The sequence below is a fragment of the Caryophanon latum genome (assembly GCF_001700325.1).
Taxonomy (GTDB): Bacteria; Bacillota; Bacilli; order Bacillales_A; family Planococcaceae; genus Caryophanon; species Caryophanon latum.
Map to the genome: position 1 here is coordinate 133,629 of NZ_MATO01000034.1, position 16,771 is coordinate 150,399.

The following is a 16,771-nucleotide window of genomic DNA, read 5'->3' on the forward strand; positions in this document are numbered from 1 at the left end:
GATCATTTCCTCCTCGTTTATAAAACAAACCATTATCTGTTAAATATGTGAGAGGTTTGTTGTGCCTCTCACATTATAGTTATCTTATTACTTTGCTACAGCTTCTGCAATAAGTTTCGCTTGTGCTTCTTTATGAGCATCTGCGTCACCTTCAGAAGTAGAAGACATTGCTGGACGACCAACGTACGATAATTTCTTACCTGCTGCTACGTCTAATAATTGCTCAAGCGCGTAATTCCAAGGACCTTGGTTTTTCGGCTCTTCTTGTACCCAAGCGATTTCTTTTACGTTCGGGTAGCGTGCAATAATGTCTGAAATTTGTTGCGCTGGGAATGGATATAATTGCTCTACACGTACGATGTGTAAGTGATCGAACCCTTCTCCGTCTTTCACGCGGTCAGCTAAGTCAATTGTCACTTTACCAGTACCAAGTAATACTTTTTCTACTGCTGCTGCGTTTTGACCTAAGCCTGGTTGTTCAATTACTTCTTCAAACTTACCAGTCGTTAATTGCTCAGCTGATGCTGCTGCAAGTGGGTGACGTAATAAGTATTTTGGAGAAGCTACTACTAATGGACGAACGCCTTCTGTGCCAAGCATAGCCGCTTGACGACGTAATAAGTGGTAGTAGTTACCTGCATTTGAACAGTTTGCTACGAACCAGTTATTTTCAGCTGACATTTGTAAGAAACGCTCGATGCGGCTTGAAGAGTGCTCTGGGCCTTGACCTTCGTAACCGTGTGGTAAAAGAATGACGAAACCAGATTTTTGACCCCACTTAGAGCGAGCGCCAGAAATGAAGTTATCGAACATTACTTGTGCCATGTTCGCGAAGTCACCGAATTGTGCTTCCCAAATGTTTAACGTATCTTCTGTTTCTAAAGAGTAACCGTATTCGTAACCAACAACACCAGCCTCAGTAAGCGGTGAGTTGTGTACTGTAAATGTTGCTTTCGCGCCTTCGATGTTGTGTAATGGCGTGAATAATGCACCGTTGTTTTTGTCATGTAACACTAAGTGACGTTGTGAGAACGTACCGCGTTGTGCATCTTGACCAGTGAAGCGAATCGCTTTACCGTCTTGGATAATTGTTGCAAACGCTAATGTTTCTGCATGACCCCAGTCGATTTTCGCTGTTTCGTATGCTTCTGCACGTTTTGCTAAAATTTTACCAAGCTTGTTTTGTGGCTCGAAACCGTCAGTGAATTGCAATAATTCATCGTTAATTTTCGCTAAACGCGCTGCATCAACTGTCGTGTCGATTTCAGGGAAGTCTACTTTTAGCTCTTCAGGCATTTCAACATGTTTGTGCTCGTCTGTTTTACCAACCTCTTTTACGTGGTCGTAAGCAGCTTGAAGCTCTGCATAAATGTCTTTGTCTAATTTGTCTACTTCTTCGTTTGATACGATTCCAGCTGCTGCAAGCTCTGCACCGTATAATTTACGGATTGTTTCATGCTTCGCTACTAATTTGTACGTATCTGGGTTTGTTACTGTTGGGTCATCCGTTTCGTTATGACCGTAGCGACGGTAACCGATTAAGTCAATTACGATGTCTTTTTGGAACGTTTGACGGTATGCAACCGCAAAGCGACCAACAGCTACTACGTCTTCTGGAGAATCAGCGTTTACGTGTACAACTGGTACTTCATAGCCTTTTGCTGCGTCAGAAGAATATTTAGAAGAACGTGAATCGTAATGCTCTGTCGTGAAACCGATCATGTTGTTTGCGATAATGTGAATTGTTCCGCCGTTAGAGAAGCCTTCTGTTTTCGCAAAGTTTAATGTTTCTGTTACAATCCCTTGACCTGGGAATGCTGCGTCACCGTGTACGATAATACCTAATGCTTTTAATGCATCAAAGTCAACTGCCCCTGCTTTTGCACGGTTATCTTGTGCCGCACGTGTTTGCCCCATTACAACTGGTGCGCCCACTTCTAAGTGAGATGGGTTGTATGCAAGTGATACGTTCATACCAGATTCACGGTTGTAAGATGCACCCATGTGGTATTTCACGTCGCCTGTCCAGCCTTTTGTAATAGATAAACGACCGTCTTCTGGTAAGAAGTAATCATTCGTTACGTGTGCGAAATCTGCAAACATCATTGCATATGGTTTGTTTAATACGTGAGTTAATACGTTTAAACGACCACGGTGCGCCATACCGATGCGTACATTTTCAACTTTTGCTGTTTCAGCAGCTTTTAAAATTTCATCGAATAAAATAACTTGTGTGTCTAAACCTTCACCAGAGAAGCGCTTTTGACCTACGAATGTTTTGTGGATGAATTTTTCGAAACCTTCGATGCGTGTTAAACGCTCAAGAACCGCTTTTTTCTCATCAGCAGAAAGCTTTGTTTGTACAGCGCCGCCTTCTACTTGTGCTTTGATCCAAGCTTTTTCTTCCTTGTTCGTAACGTGACCGTATTCAAAACCAATTTTCCCTACGTAAATTGATTTTAAGTAATCGATTGCTTCTTTACCGTTTGTTACGCCAGCTGGTACTTGCTCAAAGAACATTGATGCAGGCATGCTTGCTAAATCAGCAGCAGATAAGCCGTATGCACTTTCTTCGATGCGAGAAGAATCTAATTGACGGTCTTTTAATGGGTAAAGATCCGCTGCTAAGTGACCGTGTTGACGAATCGCTTCAGCTAATTGTGCAGCACCTAAGATTTTTTTGAAATCTGCTTGTGCAACTGTTGCACCTGCGCTTGTTACTTCAGCAGCAGCTACTCCCTCAACAGTTGGTGCACCAAATTGTTCAAATAAAGCTACAAGCTCTTTGTCTGATACTTCTTCTGGTGATTGAACGTATACGTCATACTGTTCAAGCACATATCCAAGGTTTGGACCCGAGAATGCTGACCAAATTCCTGCAGGCGTTACATTGTTCGACATGAAAATAACCTCCAAATTTTGCCTATCAGTAGGCAGTCCATTAATTTTTGTATTATCAATGAATCACTTACAATATTACCACGCTTGCATTGTATTTATAAGCGTTTACCTGATAATATCTAAGAACATTTTTTCCTTTTCAATCTTACTACTCTTCACAAAAAATACAACACTTTTCATTAAAATTAGCAATTTTTTTCACGAGAGCGCATAAGTCGTTTTAATTTAATGATTTTTCGACATGAAATAAGTCAAATTCAACAATGAAAACGGTGCCAACGCCAACGACAGACTTTACAAATACATCGCCATTATAGCTTTCAACAAGCGCTTTGACAATGGCTAATCCTAAGCCCGTGCCTTCCGTCTGTCGCGTGCGTGCTGCGTCGATGCGATAAAAGCGGTCAAATATATGCGGCAAATGCTGCGCGTCAATGCCTTGTCCGTTATCTTCAATCTCGATGCGACAGCGCTCATCTAATATTGTACGCACATATACAATCGGCTTGTCGTCGCTATACTTTACAGCGTTTTCGACAATATTTTTTATAATGTGATGCAGCACGCTATCTGGCACGTTCACATGCACATCTTGCTTTACCTGATTATGAAGCGTCAACTGCGGTGCAACATATTGCATTTGTAGCGCAACAGCCTCGACGACATCATACACGTTTGCATGCCCGCCGTCTAGTCGTTCGCGTCGTGCAAGCTGCAGCAATTCCTCAATCATCCGCTTCATGCGCCGCGTTTCAATCAGTGACGTCTCAATCGACTCCTCTAAAACCGTCTCGTCATGCTTGCCCCAGCGCTGAATGAGCGACAAATGCCCCTCGAGTGCTTGAATCGGCGTGCGCAGCTCATGTGATGCATCAGACACAAAACGCTTTTGCTGCTCAAACGATTGCTCGAGCTGCTCCATCATTGCGTCATATACGTTCAGCAGCTTGCCAATTTCATCGTTCGTCGCATAGGCAACGTGCGTGCGCTCCGTAAAGCCGTGCTCCTTCACGCGCGTCATTTCCTGGCTGAGCGCCTCGATCGGACGCATGAAATAATTCGCAAGCTGATACCCAATGAGCGCCGACAATAACAGCGCCGCAAAGCCCGCAATGAGCATCGCAATCAAAATGTAGCGCATAAGCTCGGTAAACGCATTGAGTGGGTGAATAACTTGCAGCACCCCTTGAAACAGCCCAATTTGCACAGGCGTATTAAAAATGAATGCGTTGTTCCTTTCAATAAACGACACATTCATTTGCGGATATACAGGGGCCGCATTATTAATTTGTACGATTGGCTCACCATTTGTCGTTAAAATGTACGCCGTTTCATTGCGGTCGACGATGGCGTTCATTAAGCCGTTATTTTGCTGAAAGTCTTCAATCGTTAGCCGACCTTGCTGCGTTTCAAACATCGCGACTAAATCGTCCATCGTGCGCCTCGCCTCGCGTTCCTCCTCATTGCTTAGCCACGCATGAAGCGCGATGTAAACGACCGTGCACATGAGCGCGTAGCTAACGAAAATGACAAGCGACGTCACCGCAGTCCATTTTTCCTTTAACGACCGCTGCTTCATACGTCCTCCCTCATGACATAGCCGACACCACGTACCGTCTCGATGTAAGGATTGCTCACTTGTGGAAGCTTCGCACGCAAATGGCGAATGTACACGTCAACAACATTCGTTTCGACGTCCGTATCAAACCCCCATACGCGCTGTAAAATTTGGTCGCGCGTGCAGACGCGATTTTTTTCTTCTACTAAATACTTCAGTAAATCGTATTCCGTTTTCGTTAAATCGAGCTTGTCGCCTGCTGCTGTTGCGACGTACGCCTGCTCATCAATGACGACGTCGCGCACCCGTAACGTCTCGGCTGCGTCGTCACGCGTCGTGCGGCGAAGTATGCTGCGAATGCGTGCGAGCAGCTCCTCAATCGCAAACGGCTTCACTAAATAATCGTCCGCGCCCGCATCAAGCCCCGACACACGATCCATCACCGCATCACGCGCCGTCAGCAATAAAATGGGCACGTTCGACGTTGCGCGCATACGTCGACAAATTTCAATGCCGTTTAGCCCCGGCAGCATGACGTCGAGCAGTAAAATATCAAACTGCTTTGTTTGCGCCTCGTGTAAGCCGTCTCGCCCGTCATGCTTTACCGTAACGTCGAAGCCTTCATATTTTAATTCGAGTTCGACAAAGCGCGCGATGCTTTTATCATCTTCTACTACTAATACTTTTTTCATATAATGATTCCTTTCTACAAAATGGGGCTGCGCAAATAAGTGAATACTCATTGCCCAGCCTCGTTTTATATTTATACATAGTCGTTCTTAACTAAAAGATGTTCTTGATCGTTCTTTCATGACGGCGGACGCTTTTCGCGGTAGTCAACATGATGTCGATTACGAAAGCGTTGTCGCATGGACGCGACGAAATTAGTCTTTGTTCCTTGTATTTTCGGCGCGCGCTTTTCCCGCAAAAGTCGCCGCCTGCATTTGAGAACATACATTTACATGTTGCAAACACCGATTTTGAAATAGAACCTAAATAATGAATGTATATAGACGGTGAATGTATTTTCGCGTTTTGTTCGTCGGCTCTTCACATCGAATCAGGCTTTCCGAAGACGTCACACGAGCTTGTAATGTTGCGCTCACGCTTTTGCCTTTTTAGTCCGCCTTTTATTTCGAGCCGACATAGCTTGTCACTTCATGGAAATACGCCCAGCGATTTTTGCCTCGCTGTTTCGCTAACAATAGCGCATGGTCGGCCGCATCGACAAGCCGCGATAAATCCATGCTCGCCTCTGGAAAAAATGAAATGCCAATCGAAGTTGTCGGTGAGAAATGAGCGTCTTGTATGTACCATCCTTTACGTAAACGTTCATGAATCGACTTAATAACGTTTTCGACTTGTTCGCGACGAATTTCTTTATCGCGAAGCAGTCCCGGCAGCAGCACGATAAATTCATCGCCACCGACGCGCACAACGATATCATGCACGCGCACACTTTGGCGTAATGCAATACCGAACTCCCGTAAAAACTGATCGCCGACGTCATGCCCGTAGCCGTCGTTAATGCCTTTAAAGTTATCGCCATCTAAATAAAGCAGCCCGATCGACTCATTGTACTTGAGCGCATCTTTTTTCGCCACGACGAATTGCTGCTCTAAAAAGCGACGATTCGGCAAGCCTGTCAGTGCATCGTGATACGCCATATATAATAGCTCCGTCTCCTTTTGCTTACGCGCTGTAATTTCACGCGACACGAGCAAAATTTGACGTACGTTCGGTCGGAGCACGTCATTGACGACCGAAATATTGCTTTCAATGAAATACGTTTGCCCATTGCGCCCGACAAGCTCAAATTCCATGCTATATTGCCCTGCGTTTAATAGCGTTTCGTACAATTCATTTTGCCATAAGCTTTGACTTTTTTCAGCTAAAATCGAGGAATAAAACGCACCTTGTAGCTCCTGCTGTGTATATTGCAGCAAGCGCGCATACGACGGCGAAACATATTGTAATATACCATCTTCATTGACGATTGCAATAAAGTCGCTCGTGTTTTCGGTAATCATATGGAACATGCGGCTAATATGATTTAACTCGGTCATAATCGCCTTTTTTTCGGTCACGTTCAAGTTGATCGACATAAATTGCTCAACCTCACCCGCGTCATTTAGTAACGGCAGCACCGTCATATCTAACCAATACGGCTGCCCGTACTTCGTAATGTTGCACACTTCACCGCGCCACGTTTCACCTTTAATTAAATAATCGTGCCACACTTGCTCATAATATTGCATCGATTGCACGCGCGACTGTAAAATGCTCACGTTTTTACATATGAGCTCCTCTCGCGTATACCTTGCAGTGCGGCAATACGGCTCGTTTACATCTATGATCGTGCCGTATATATCGGTAATGACAATTTCTACCGTCGAATTGAGCGCTTTTTGCATTCGCTCCACATCGCGTATCGCTAGGCGGAGCTGCTCCGTTTGCTTATGATGCGCCGTAATATCTTGCAGCACGACGAACATCGCATCCATATATGAATTGTCCTGCACAATGTTTGCCGATAATAAAAAATGTTTTTGCTTTTTGTTTGGTAACGTCATTTGCACGAGCAACGACGAACGCTCCTCATTGTCACATACTTGCTGCAAATAATGTGCGATTTCGTGTCGCTGCTGTTCATCAAATAACGTCAGCTCAACAAATGACTGTCCAATTAACTCCTCGCGCTTCAGACCAGTTTCTTCTAAAACTTTGGAACTAAAGTCTTGTATAACATTATCCAACGAAAGCATTATTGTGCTGTAATAGGAGTTAAATAATAAAGAACGGGTAAAGAAGTAGTAGTCCGCTAATTCTCTTTTATAGCGGAGCGCTTTTGTAATTGCCAGCACATATTGCTCTTCATGCTGTGAAAATGGATAAAGCGTCGTCTCAAACTTCTGTGCAATTTGAAAATGCGTATAATCTTGATATGTCACCTGCTGCTGTGTTGCAACCGCATCGTCGTAGTAAGATCGCATAAAATGCACAGTTTCAGCACTTAACAAATCGGTAATGAATAAATTTGTCGCGTCTTGTTGAAAAAGTTGGCGTACGCTTTCGTTAATTGCTACGTATTGATAATTATCGCCAACCTTTTTCATTAGAAACACATAATCTAAACTGTTGCCAAACATCATATCGAAGTGCTTTGCTGTAAAAATATTTTGAGACATATGTCCACTCACCCCTGCCATTGAAAACTTATACGTTTATCGCTCAATCGATTATATCATACTCGGTATGTAGCGAACAAAATTTGCGGAAATTCGAGAACAAATCTACTCAAAACGTACGAGAGAAAATTCAAACTTTTTACCTTTTCTGTTTTTTCTGACTACGTTCACAAAAACGAGCGATTTTCGTACATTTTGTATAAATTTATTGCAAAAAAACATTATTACCGTTTATTATATTTGTACAACTAATCTATTCTGTCACTGTAGGTTCATATCAGCAACAAGGGAGATTGCTATGTAGCGATTTTGCTTATGGCTATATCTAGTTCTGTGGGTTTGAATGACGAAAACGAAATTAGAAAGATCAGTTTACATTTTCGCATCATTAGTTTTTTGGAATTTTATTCTACCCCTAGATGTAAAGGAGGCGTTTCGCATGTTAAAACATCGAGACTTGCACGAGTGTAATGAATTATTTGAGTTAATGTCGCATCCTTCTGTGTTCCCGTATGTACGTCAAAAAGCAACTTCCCCTGAGGAATTTTTGTTCATGACGAAACAGCTGATTGAAGACGAGAAAAATGGATTAGTCGTATCCCGCACAATTTTAGATGATTGGGGTCAAGCAATCGGTACTATTTCAATTTATGACGTACAAGACAATGCTGGCTTTTTAGGTACTTGGATTGGCAAACCATTTCAAGGTAAAGGCTACAATGAGCAGGCAAAGCTCGCTTTCTTGAATGAATTGTTTTTCGAGTTAAACTTCAATACGGTATTTTTACGCATTCGTGTAACAAACGGTCGCTCGATTCGCGCCGCACAAAAGTTGCCGTATGTCGTATCAGCAGAAGAGTCGCATAAAGCATTATTAGACGAAATCAATGCTGGCGAAGCACAATATCGCTTATTCAAAATTCCACGCGATTTGTTCTATCTTGTTACAGCGAACAAGCAAGGTGACGAAGAAGAGCAAGCGATGTAGTTATATAAAAAGGGGCTAGTCGATTTCATGTCGACTAGCCCCTTTCGTCGTTTATAACAAACAAAAGGCATCGAAACGTTCCGATGCCTTTTTCATATAATAACCGTTCTTTCGTTGCGGAGGGCGAACAAAGGCGTTGTCACAAGGACGCGACAAACTTAGCCTTTGTTCCTCGATGTTCGGCTCGGGTGCCTCCGCGGTTACTCATCGCAACAACATTTTCGCTGTTCCTGCTAAAGTCCGCCTTTTGTTTCGAGCCTCGTTCGCATGCCGCATTTCAATTACCGTCTACATATTACGCGCGTTTTTGATGTTGTAAAATGAGCGCGACCATATCTTCTGGCGTCTTCGGTGGTGTTGCTTGCTCCATCGCACTTAATATGTCGCTGCTACGGTCAAGCAACTCGTTAAACGTCTCCGCAAACGTATTTGGCGTTAGCTGCTCTTCCTCTAACACGACCGCAAACCCTTGCTTTTTAAATAAGCGCGCATTTAAAATTTGGTCGCCGCGTGATTTCGCTGCGGATAGCGGAATGAGCATCATCGGCTTGTACAGCGCAAGGAATTCGAAAATCGAGTTTGAGCCCGCGCGCGAAATGATGAAATCACTCGCATACAATAAATTAGCTAGCTCGTCCGTTACGTATTCAAATTGTTTATAACCTGCTTTTCCTTCTAATGACGCATCCGCATGCCCTTTTCCGCATAAATGAATGACGTCAAATTGCGGCAGCAGCGTATGTAAATTTTGACGTACCGCATCGTTAATAATCGCCGAGCCTTGTGAACCACCCATGACGAGCACGACTTGACGCGTGCCATCAAATCCACAAAGAGACAACCCTTTTTGACGCGTGCCAGTAAACAGCTCCGAGCGAATGATCGAGCCTGTACACGTCGCCTTTTGTGCTGGTAAATGTTGCAGCGTTTCGTTGAATACGGTAAAAATGTGTGACACGAACGGCAGCGCGATTTTATTCGCAAGCCCTGGCGTTACGTCTGATTCATGGTTCACGACTGGAATGCCGAGCGCCTTTGCTGCCATGACGACCGGTACTGACACGAAGCCACCTTTTGAGAATACGATGACTGGCTTCACTTTGCGCATAATGTTCATCGTTTGCGTTACACCTGCTAGCACGCGAAACGGATCGCTAAAGTTTTGCCATGAGAAGTAGCGACGCAATTTCCCGCTTGAAATTTCGTGATACGTTACGTCGTTTGGAAATGCGGTCGTAATGAGCTCTTTTTCAATACCTGCTTTTGAGCCGACGTAATGCACGTCAAACCCTTCCTTCAAAAGCGTCGGAATAATCGCCTGGTTAAGCGATACGTGCCCAGCCGTTCCCCCACCTGTTAAAATAATCGTTTTCTTTTTCACTATAATAGTCTCCTAACTGATCGTGTAAATGAATGTGGAATCGTTCGTCTATGCTGCTAACTTCAACGCATTCGTCTTGTCGTTTAGCAGTGTCAAAAATGACCTCTCCTATTGTAGCACAAGTTGTACGTACGTAAAATATGCGCATTCGTTATGACCGCTTCACTTACGAAAAAAATGGAGCTTGGCGTGGCTTTTCATCGGAATTGCTCAGACAAAATAAAGCGCTATCAGGAAAGTACTTTCCCGACAACGCTTTTCTGCTTTTCGACTACACTTCGTTACGCGGACGCTTTCCTGGGGGAACGGCGGCGAACACGATGTTGGTCATGCGGGCGGTGCCACATGGACGTGGCGCAACCGCCGCTACTTTCGCCTTGCTAAAGCAAGTCTCTCGGCACGTTCTTTTCCCCTAGGAGTCGCCGCTTCACACGCTCCGTCATTAAAATTCACTTCTGTTCTAAACTTAGTCCGCGTCTTTTATCGTCATTTTCCTTCGAGCAAACGTTTATCCTAACTTACTTCACACCGAGCACGTCAATCGCACCGATGTTTTCACCGATCAATACGAGCTTCGGTGGCATATTTAAAAATTCAGGCATCCATTGCACCATGCCATATGCGTATTGAAATAGCATCGGATTTTTGACGCCTGCAACCGGCACGTACCCTTTCATGCGGTACACCGTGTCTGGTAAAGCACGCACCCAATCTTCAAATGCTTCTTGCGTCACCGCTTCATCGAATGTGACGATGCGCGAGCTTAATTGCAGCTGCTTGCCGATGCGCGCTTCCTCGATATCCTCTTTTGCGATGCGTGCTGTCGCTTCCATATGTTGCAGCAGCTTCAGTGGCACTTTGCCGTTTGTCGTCTGCAAAATGAACGCACTGTTATTAAACCCTTGCAGCTCATACACAACTTGCGCCTGCTCGCTTTCACTGAGTAAATCCATTTTGTTTGCGAGCAATAAGTGCGCATGGCGAATTTGCTCCATAAATAAGACGCGTACTTGCGGCGTTAACGTATGGCGGTTTAACCATAAATGACTGTCCGCCACCGTCACGATTCCTTTAATGTTTAGTTGATCGGCAAAAAGCGGCGAATAAACCGCATCGAGCGCTTCGACTGGGTGAGCTGCGCCAGTCGTTTCAATTAACAGCACATCAAACTCCGACTCCATTAAAAGCGTTTGAATTTGCGCTTCCGTCTTTTCTGCGCCAGAGCAACAAATGCACCCTTCAAGCATTTCGCGCAGTGGCACGTCGCCGTCAACTGCTTGTGAATCAAACGGCAATTTGCCAAGCTCATTCATAATGACAGCGGGCTTCATGCCAAGCTCCTTAAACTGGCGAATGACGTCCGTTAATAATGACGTTTTACCGCTTCCTAAAAAGCCGCTAAATAAATATACATCTTTCATGCAGTAAACCTTCCTTCTAAACACAAATGTAGACAAAGCCTCCATTTGCGACTTTGTCTACATCGTGTTATTTGTTGTCGTATATGTCCATGCATTCCTGCTTCATTCGGCTCGCCGATGACGCAATCATACGTGACGACCTATACAGTAATTATTCGTTTTCTGTCGCTGCTTCAGCTTCTGCTTGTTCAGCTGGTGGCGCTTCGTACGTGCCATTTAAGACGTCGATTGCCGCTTTTAACTGGCGGTCGTCTTCATCTAATTGGTCACGTAACGCTGTCATTAACGCTGTCGTCGCATCGCCTGTTAATACACCAGTCGGCTCTAGCTGTGCTTGCTGCTGGAACTCCTTGACTGCCGCTTCTAACGTGTTGTCGAATGCGCCGTCTAGCTCGCCGACTTCATAGCCAAGCGCCTGTAACATTTGCTCAACTGTTTTTACTTCCTCTGAAATCATGCCTTCTTTTAGCTCGATTTCTGGGCTAATGTACGGCAATGATGCGTATTCAGGATAGTCTACTTCAACAGTTGGCGTAATGCCTGTTTCGTTCACCCAATTGCCTTTTGGTGTTAACCATTTGCCTGTTGTGAACTTCAGTGTTGAGCCGTCGTCCATTGACTCTGCTGCTTGCATCGTCCCTTTACCGAATGACGTTTTCCCAACGACTGGTGCGTTAATCGTTTCAAGTAATGCGGCTGCTAAAATTTCAGATGCCGACGCACTACCGTTATCAATTAATACTGCAACGGGTACATCATATTTTTTGCCTGACGTCGCTTTTAACGCTTCTGCAGGCTTATTTTTTTCCTCTGTTTGTAAAATGTTTTCACCCGCTGGTACGAACAAGTTCGCAATGTTTGATGCGATGTGTAAGTAGCCACCTGGGTTTTGGCGCACGTCTAGCACGATGCTCGTCATGCCTTCTTTTTCGTATTGCTCTAAATACGTTACGAGCTCATTGTACGTTTCGTCGCTAAATGATGTAATTTGTAAATGCGCGACACCGCCGTCTAACAGCTCGCCGTACACCGTTTCGACTGGAATTTCTGCGCGTTCGATCGTTACGTCAATTGGCGCGTCCACACCTTCTCGTTGTACTTTAAGCGTAACTGTCGTGCCTTTTTCACCACGAATTAACAGCACTGCCTCTGAAGCTGTATAGCCTTGTAAGCTTTGACCGTCCACCTCTAAAATTAAATCTTCCGGTAACATGCCTGCTCGCTCAGCTGGTGAGTTTTTAATTGGCGATACGACTTTAATGTAGCCGTTTGCCGCTTGAATTTCTGCACCGATTCCTTCAAAGCTTGATGATAAATCCGCATTGAACTGCTCTGATTCTGTCGCGTCCATATAATCTGAATATGGATCTTCTAGCGATGTGAATAAACCGTCAATTGCGCCTTGCACTGTTTTTTCTGGATCAAGGTCTTTGTAATATTTTTCATTTAGCTCGTCATATGCATCATATAGCTTGCTAAATTCTTCACGTTCGACCGGGACTTTGACTTCTACAATTTTCTCTTCCCCAAACGTTAAAGCAAAAAGGGTCAACCCAGCCGTTAGTAAAATCGTTAGGAACGTAAACATAATAAACGTAAACGGCTTAATGCGTATTACGCGTCCTACCTTTTGTTCTTCCGGTGGTTGTGTTGGCTGTTGATTTTGCTCGTCCATAATGTCACCACTCTCATTCTTTCCAGTTACGTTTTTTCCACACTATATCCATAATATCAGTTTATACGCCAACTGGAAAGAAAAGACGTAGAAAAATGGTTACTCTTTTGTGCGAAGACGCGTTGATAAATAAAAGCCAACCGCACCGATGATAATAAATAAAATCGCACGAACGAAAATGTTAATTGCGACTAAGTCGACGAGCAGCAACTTCACAAATGCCACCACGAGCAGCCCAATTCCGATGCGCATAAAAATTCGTTCGCTAAAGCGCTGGTAAATGCCCATAAACGCCGCCGCTACACCAAACAGCATGATCGTATGAAGCATGAGGCGCACGCTTGACGACACGACGTCCATCGCAAATAGCTGATTGACGAACGCAACGTACACGACATACATGTACGCCAGTAACGCAATGACGCGGCCGCTAAACGGAATCGTCGCAAAATGTTGGAATTTTAACACGAGTACGAGCAGCCATGCTAGTACCGCAAGCATGCTTAGTTGTGCAACGACATGTAGCGTCGCCGTCTCACTTAACCACGTGCTCGATAAAAAGCTAAATGAAAACAACACCCACATCGCAATCGTGCTATATTGCGCAAAATCGTTTAAACGTTTACGTAGTGCGAGCACGACAACGACTAAGCCGAGCGACATAAAGTACACAATGTAGGCGAACGGTCCGATTTCGAAAAATTCATCGAGTGCCGCACCGTAGCCAGCCCATAACGCGAGCACGACAAGCCATACGCAATCGCTCGCATCAATCGACACACCCGTTTGCTCATAGCGCATCGGCTTTCGTCGCAGCACACCGTAGCACGCGACCGCATATATGAGAATGAGCACATATTGCATATGATGTGCGACGTCATCAACCTCACTAAACAACGTAACATACACGAGGAAGCACTCAACTAGCGACACCGCAATGAGCACAACGCTCGACATGTTCAAACGACGCGAAATCGCATACGCTGCTGACCAAATCGCAAGCGCTGGTAAAATAAATAGCTGAATCGTATCGCTGCTTGTCGCATTCACGACGACCGCAAACATGCTCGCAACCGTCGACACGTACAAAATGTCGAGCGCCTGCTTCATGTAACGCTTCATCACGTACGCAGTCGCCGCGCCAAACAGCACAACGCTCACAACAGCTGGCAACAGTTGCTCCTCCATCATCAACATACCGCAGCTAAACAAGTAGCTATTGAGCAACCAAATGCGCACCGCACGTTTTGGCACAATGACCGTCAATAGCTGAATCGACGACGCGACCATAACAATGAGCACTATCAGCAACGCCCAGCTCACTTTCGCATCGCCTTGCCATAAGAAAAACGTCAGCGTAAAAATCGATGCGCTAAAGCCAATCATTTGTGCATACCACTGCGTATACTTCACCGTCACAATTTGCATGACGCTAAACATCACGACAATGTACATAAAAATAACAGGCTTTGATACTTCCATATAATCGAGTAAATACGGCAACAATAGCGATGTGAAAAACACAAAGCTCGTGAGCACTTCGTTGCGTCGCACGTACGACACCCCGACACCGTACACGATATAAAGCAGCGCAATAATGAGCGCCATACTTTCACTTAATACACCGTACAAAATGGCACCTGCTGCTGTCGCAAGCATTCCGACGATAAACGTACCGCCAAGCAGCGAATCAAACGCCGCTTCAGTCCACGTCTCACGCTTCCAATACGCCACCGCAAGCATCGCTAACGACAACGCATACGCACTAACAATTTTCATCGTATCGCCAAACAAGCCGTAATCGCTCATCACTTTCAAACCCCATACGACACCAAGCATTAACACGACCATAAACAGCTTCGGTAACCATGCCGCCATTAGCTCCTCGGCTGACCGCTTCGGCTTCTCGACTACTGGCTCCGAAACGATCGGTGCCGCTTGTCGCTGCTCTTTTACTTCCGGTCGCGGTTGCTCAGTACGTGCAGCAGGCGATCGATCTCGCTGCAACGCGTCCATTTGCGCACGCAGCACACGCACTTCAGCTTCTAGCTCTGTTACCCGTTTTTGTAAAGACATGCTCCTCACTCCTTCCTATATTAACTATAACGTTTTACAACGAAAAATTATTCCACTTTTCAGAAAAAATAATATATTCGGCGATTTTGTGACAATGTGCCAAAATTTTTCAAGTTAATTAAATTAACCCACTATTCGAAAAACGTAAAATACGATACACTGACGAAGGAAAGACGATTTTCATGCAAAGGGGAGAGTTAGTATGCCTTATTGGTTACATAACACATTATTTGTTTTCTTATTAATCATTACGTTTGGCTGCGTATCAAGCGGCATCAAATGGAAATCAAAACCGACAGCAGAGAATTAATCGACACATCATCGCATACAGAAAAAAGCTCAAAACAAGACAAAGCGTTGTCTGGAAAATAAATTTTTCCGACAACGCTTTTCTGTTCTTCGACTACGCTTCGTTTCGCGGACGCTTTCTTGGGGGAACGGCGGCGAACACGATGTTGGTCATGCGGGCGGTGCCACATGGACGTGGCGCAACCGCCGCACTCGAGCCTTGCTAAAGCAAGTCTCTCGGCACGTTCTTTTCCCCTAGGAGTCGCCGCTTCACGCGCTCCGTCTTCAAATTTCCACGATAAATCTCATCTGTTGCGCGATGAAAATTTATTTCTATGCCAAACGCTTTTCACGTTGAACTCCCTCCTTCATTCCAATCATCATAGTTGGTCAGAAAAATACAATCGAACCCCTCCTCCCTCTTTGTTACACTAAGATGAGAACATTCGAGGAGGAAAACAAATGCAACTTGTAGACAATAGCAACACCATTACGACGATGGCATTACAACTCGCTGGCATCATCATAGGAATCGCCATCATTGCGGCTTTATTCGGCGCATTAGTTAGAGTAACAAACGCTCCACAATGGCTCATTAAACCAGTTGTCACACTTGGCGCGTTAATCGGTATGTATTTCATTTTTTCGCTATTCTTTTAGCTTATTGACACATAGAAAAAGCACACCACGCATTTGTGATGTGCTCCTTCCTACGCCTCGCCCAGCTCACGAATTAATTGATCCATCAGCCGATCGACGCCGCTCGCACTACCTGCTGCAAGTGCATATAAATGTTTCAAATCGCCCTCGTATTGCTCGTCAATCGAATCGTATAGCAGCACCGCCGATTCTAAGTCAATGTCCTGCTCGCCATCAACTTGGTACATGCGAAGCTCGAACAATTCGCCAACACTTTCGTCGTCTTCATCGGTCACGTCCGCACATACGATAAACATAAGCAAGTCCCCGTACACCGCTTCAAATGCTGAATCAAACGCCATATACATCGTGCCCGCTTCCGTTTCATTCGTGCGGTCATAATACGCCTCGACCTCATCAAAATATCGATCCGACAAGTAACCCCACGTCAGTTTATAGCTTTTCGTCCCCGTAATGAGCGCACGCAGCGTCGCTTTGAATTTTTCTTCCATGAGAACACCTCTTTCGTTTGCTATAGTATAGCGTGGTTTGGCGTTTCGTTCAAAAATGATTTGCGCTATACTAAATATAACGATGGCTAGGCATCTATAAAGCGTGGTGCGATTACTATACTGCGTGTGCTAGACGTTGGCGAA

General features: G+C 44.9%; 11 protein-coding genes. 2 read left to right on the forward strand and 9 right to left on the reverse strand.

The annotated features are described in order from the left end of the window. Positions 1-87 precede the first annotated feature (87 nt). From A6K76_RS09000 to A6K76_RS09015, 4 genes are all read right to left on the reverse strand, one after another. Entirely contained in the window at positions 88-2,901 is a 2,814-nt protein-coding gene (locus A6K76_RS09000; protein WP_066464250.1) for a 2-oxoglutarate dehydrogenase E1 component, read from the reverse strand. A gap of 220 nt (positions 2,902-3,121) precedes the next feature. After that, positions 3,122-4,480, reverse strand: coding sequence for a sensor histidine kinase (locus A6K76_RS09005; protein ID WP_066464255.1), 1,359 nt, complete (start codon positions 4,478-4,480; stop codon positions 3,122-3,124). Further along, on the reverse strand, positions 4,477-5,151 hold the full coding sequence (locus A6K76_RS09010) for a response regulator transcription factor (protein WP_066464256.1): 675 nt from the start codon (positions 5,149-5,151) through the stop codon (positions 4,477-4,479). Before A6K76_RS09010 ends, A6K76_RS09005 begins: the two co-directional genes overlap by 4 nt. Positions 5,152-5,589: 438 nt before the next feature. Beyond that, positions 5,590-7,647: a sensor domain-containing diguanylate cyclase gene (locus tag A6K76_RS09015; RefSeq protein ID WP_066464257.1), complete on the reverse strand. Its 2,058-nt coding sequence runs from the start codon at positions 7,645-7,647 to the stop codon at positions 5,590-5,592. A 439-nt stretch (positions 7,648-8,086) separates the two neighbouring features. On the opposite strand from A6K76_RS09015, the gene A6K76_RS09020 reads away from it, so the two are divergent. Further along, positions 8,087-8,635 (forward strand): GNAT family N-acetyltransferase, encoded by a 549-nt coding sequence (locus A6K76_RS09020; RefSeq protein ID WP_066464258.1) that lies wholly within the window; start codon positions 8,087-8,089, stop codon positions 8,633-8,635. Positions 8,636-8,930: 295 nt separating this feature from the next. Here the strand turns inward: A6K76_RS09020 and A6K76_RS09025 are convergent, their stop codons facing one another. The 4 genes from A6K76_RS09025 to A6K76_RS09040 all read right to left on the reverse strand — a co-directional run bounded on the left by A6K76_RS09025 (position 8,931) and on the right by A6K76_RS09040 (position 15,188). Then, entirely contained in the window at positions 8,931-10,016 is a 1,086-nt protein-coding gene (locus tag A6K76_RS09025; RefSeq protein WP_066464260.1) for an undecaprenyldiphospho-muramoylpentapeptide beta-N-acetylglucosaminyltransferase, read from the reverse strand. Between the two features lie 518 nt (positions 10,017-10,534). Beyond that, positions 10,535-11,437, reverse strand: coding sequence for a CobW family GTP-binding protein (locus A6K76_RS09030; RefSeq protein WP_066464261.1), 903 nt, complete (start codon positions 11,435-11,437; stop codon positions 10,535-10,537). Between the two features lie 151 nt (positions 11,438-11,588). Next, positions 11,589-13,112: a S41 family peptidase gene (locus tag A6K76_RS09035; protein ID WP_066464263.1), complete on the reverse strand. Its 1,524-nt coding sequence runs from the start codon at positions 13,110-13,112 to the stop codon at positions 11,589-11,591. 99 nt (positions 13,113-13,211) lie between these two features. After that, positions 13,212-15,188, reverse strand: a complete 1,977-nt coding sequence (locus A6K76_RS09040; RefSeq protein ID WP_066464265.1) for a DUF2339 domain-containing protein — start codon at positions 15,186-15,188, stop codon at positions 13,212-13,214. A gap of 750 nt (positions 15,189-15,938) precedes the next feature. Between A6K76_RS09040 and A6K76_RS09045 the strand changes: the two genes are divergently transcribed. Then, positions 15,939-16,136 carry a hypothetical protein gene (locus A6K76_RS09045; protein WP_066464266.1) on the forward strand — a complete coding sequence of 66 codons (198 nt, stop codon included), beginning with the start codon at positions 15,939-15,941 and terminating at the stop codon, positions 16,134-16,136. A 50-nt stretch (positions 16,137-16,186) separates the two neighbouring features. On the opposite strand, the gene A6K76_RS09050 is transcribed toward A6K76_RS09045, so the two are convergent. Then, on the reverse strand, positions 16,187-16,627 hold the full coding sequence (locus A6K76_RS09050) for a hypothetical protein (RefSeq protein WP_066464267.1): 441 nt from the start codon (positions 16,625-16,627) through the stop codon (positions 16,187-16,189). Between the last annotated feature and the right edge of the window lie 144 nt (positions 16,628-16,771).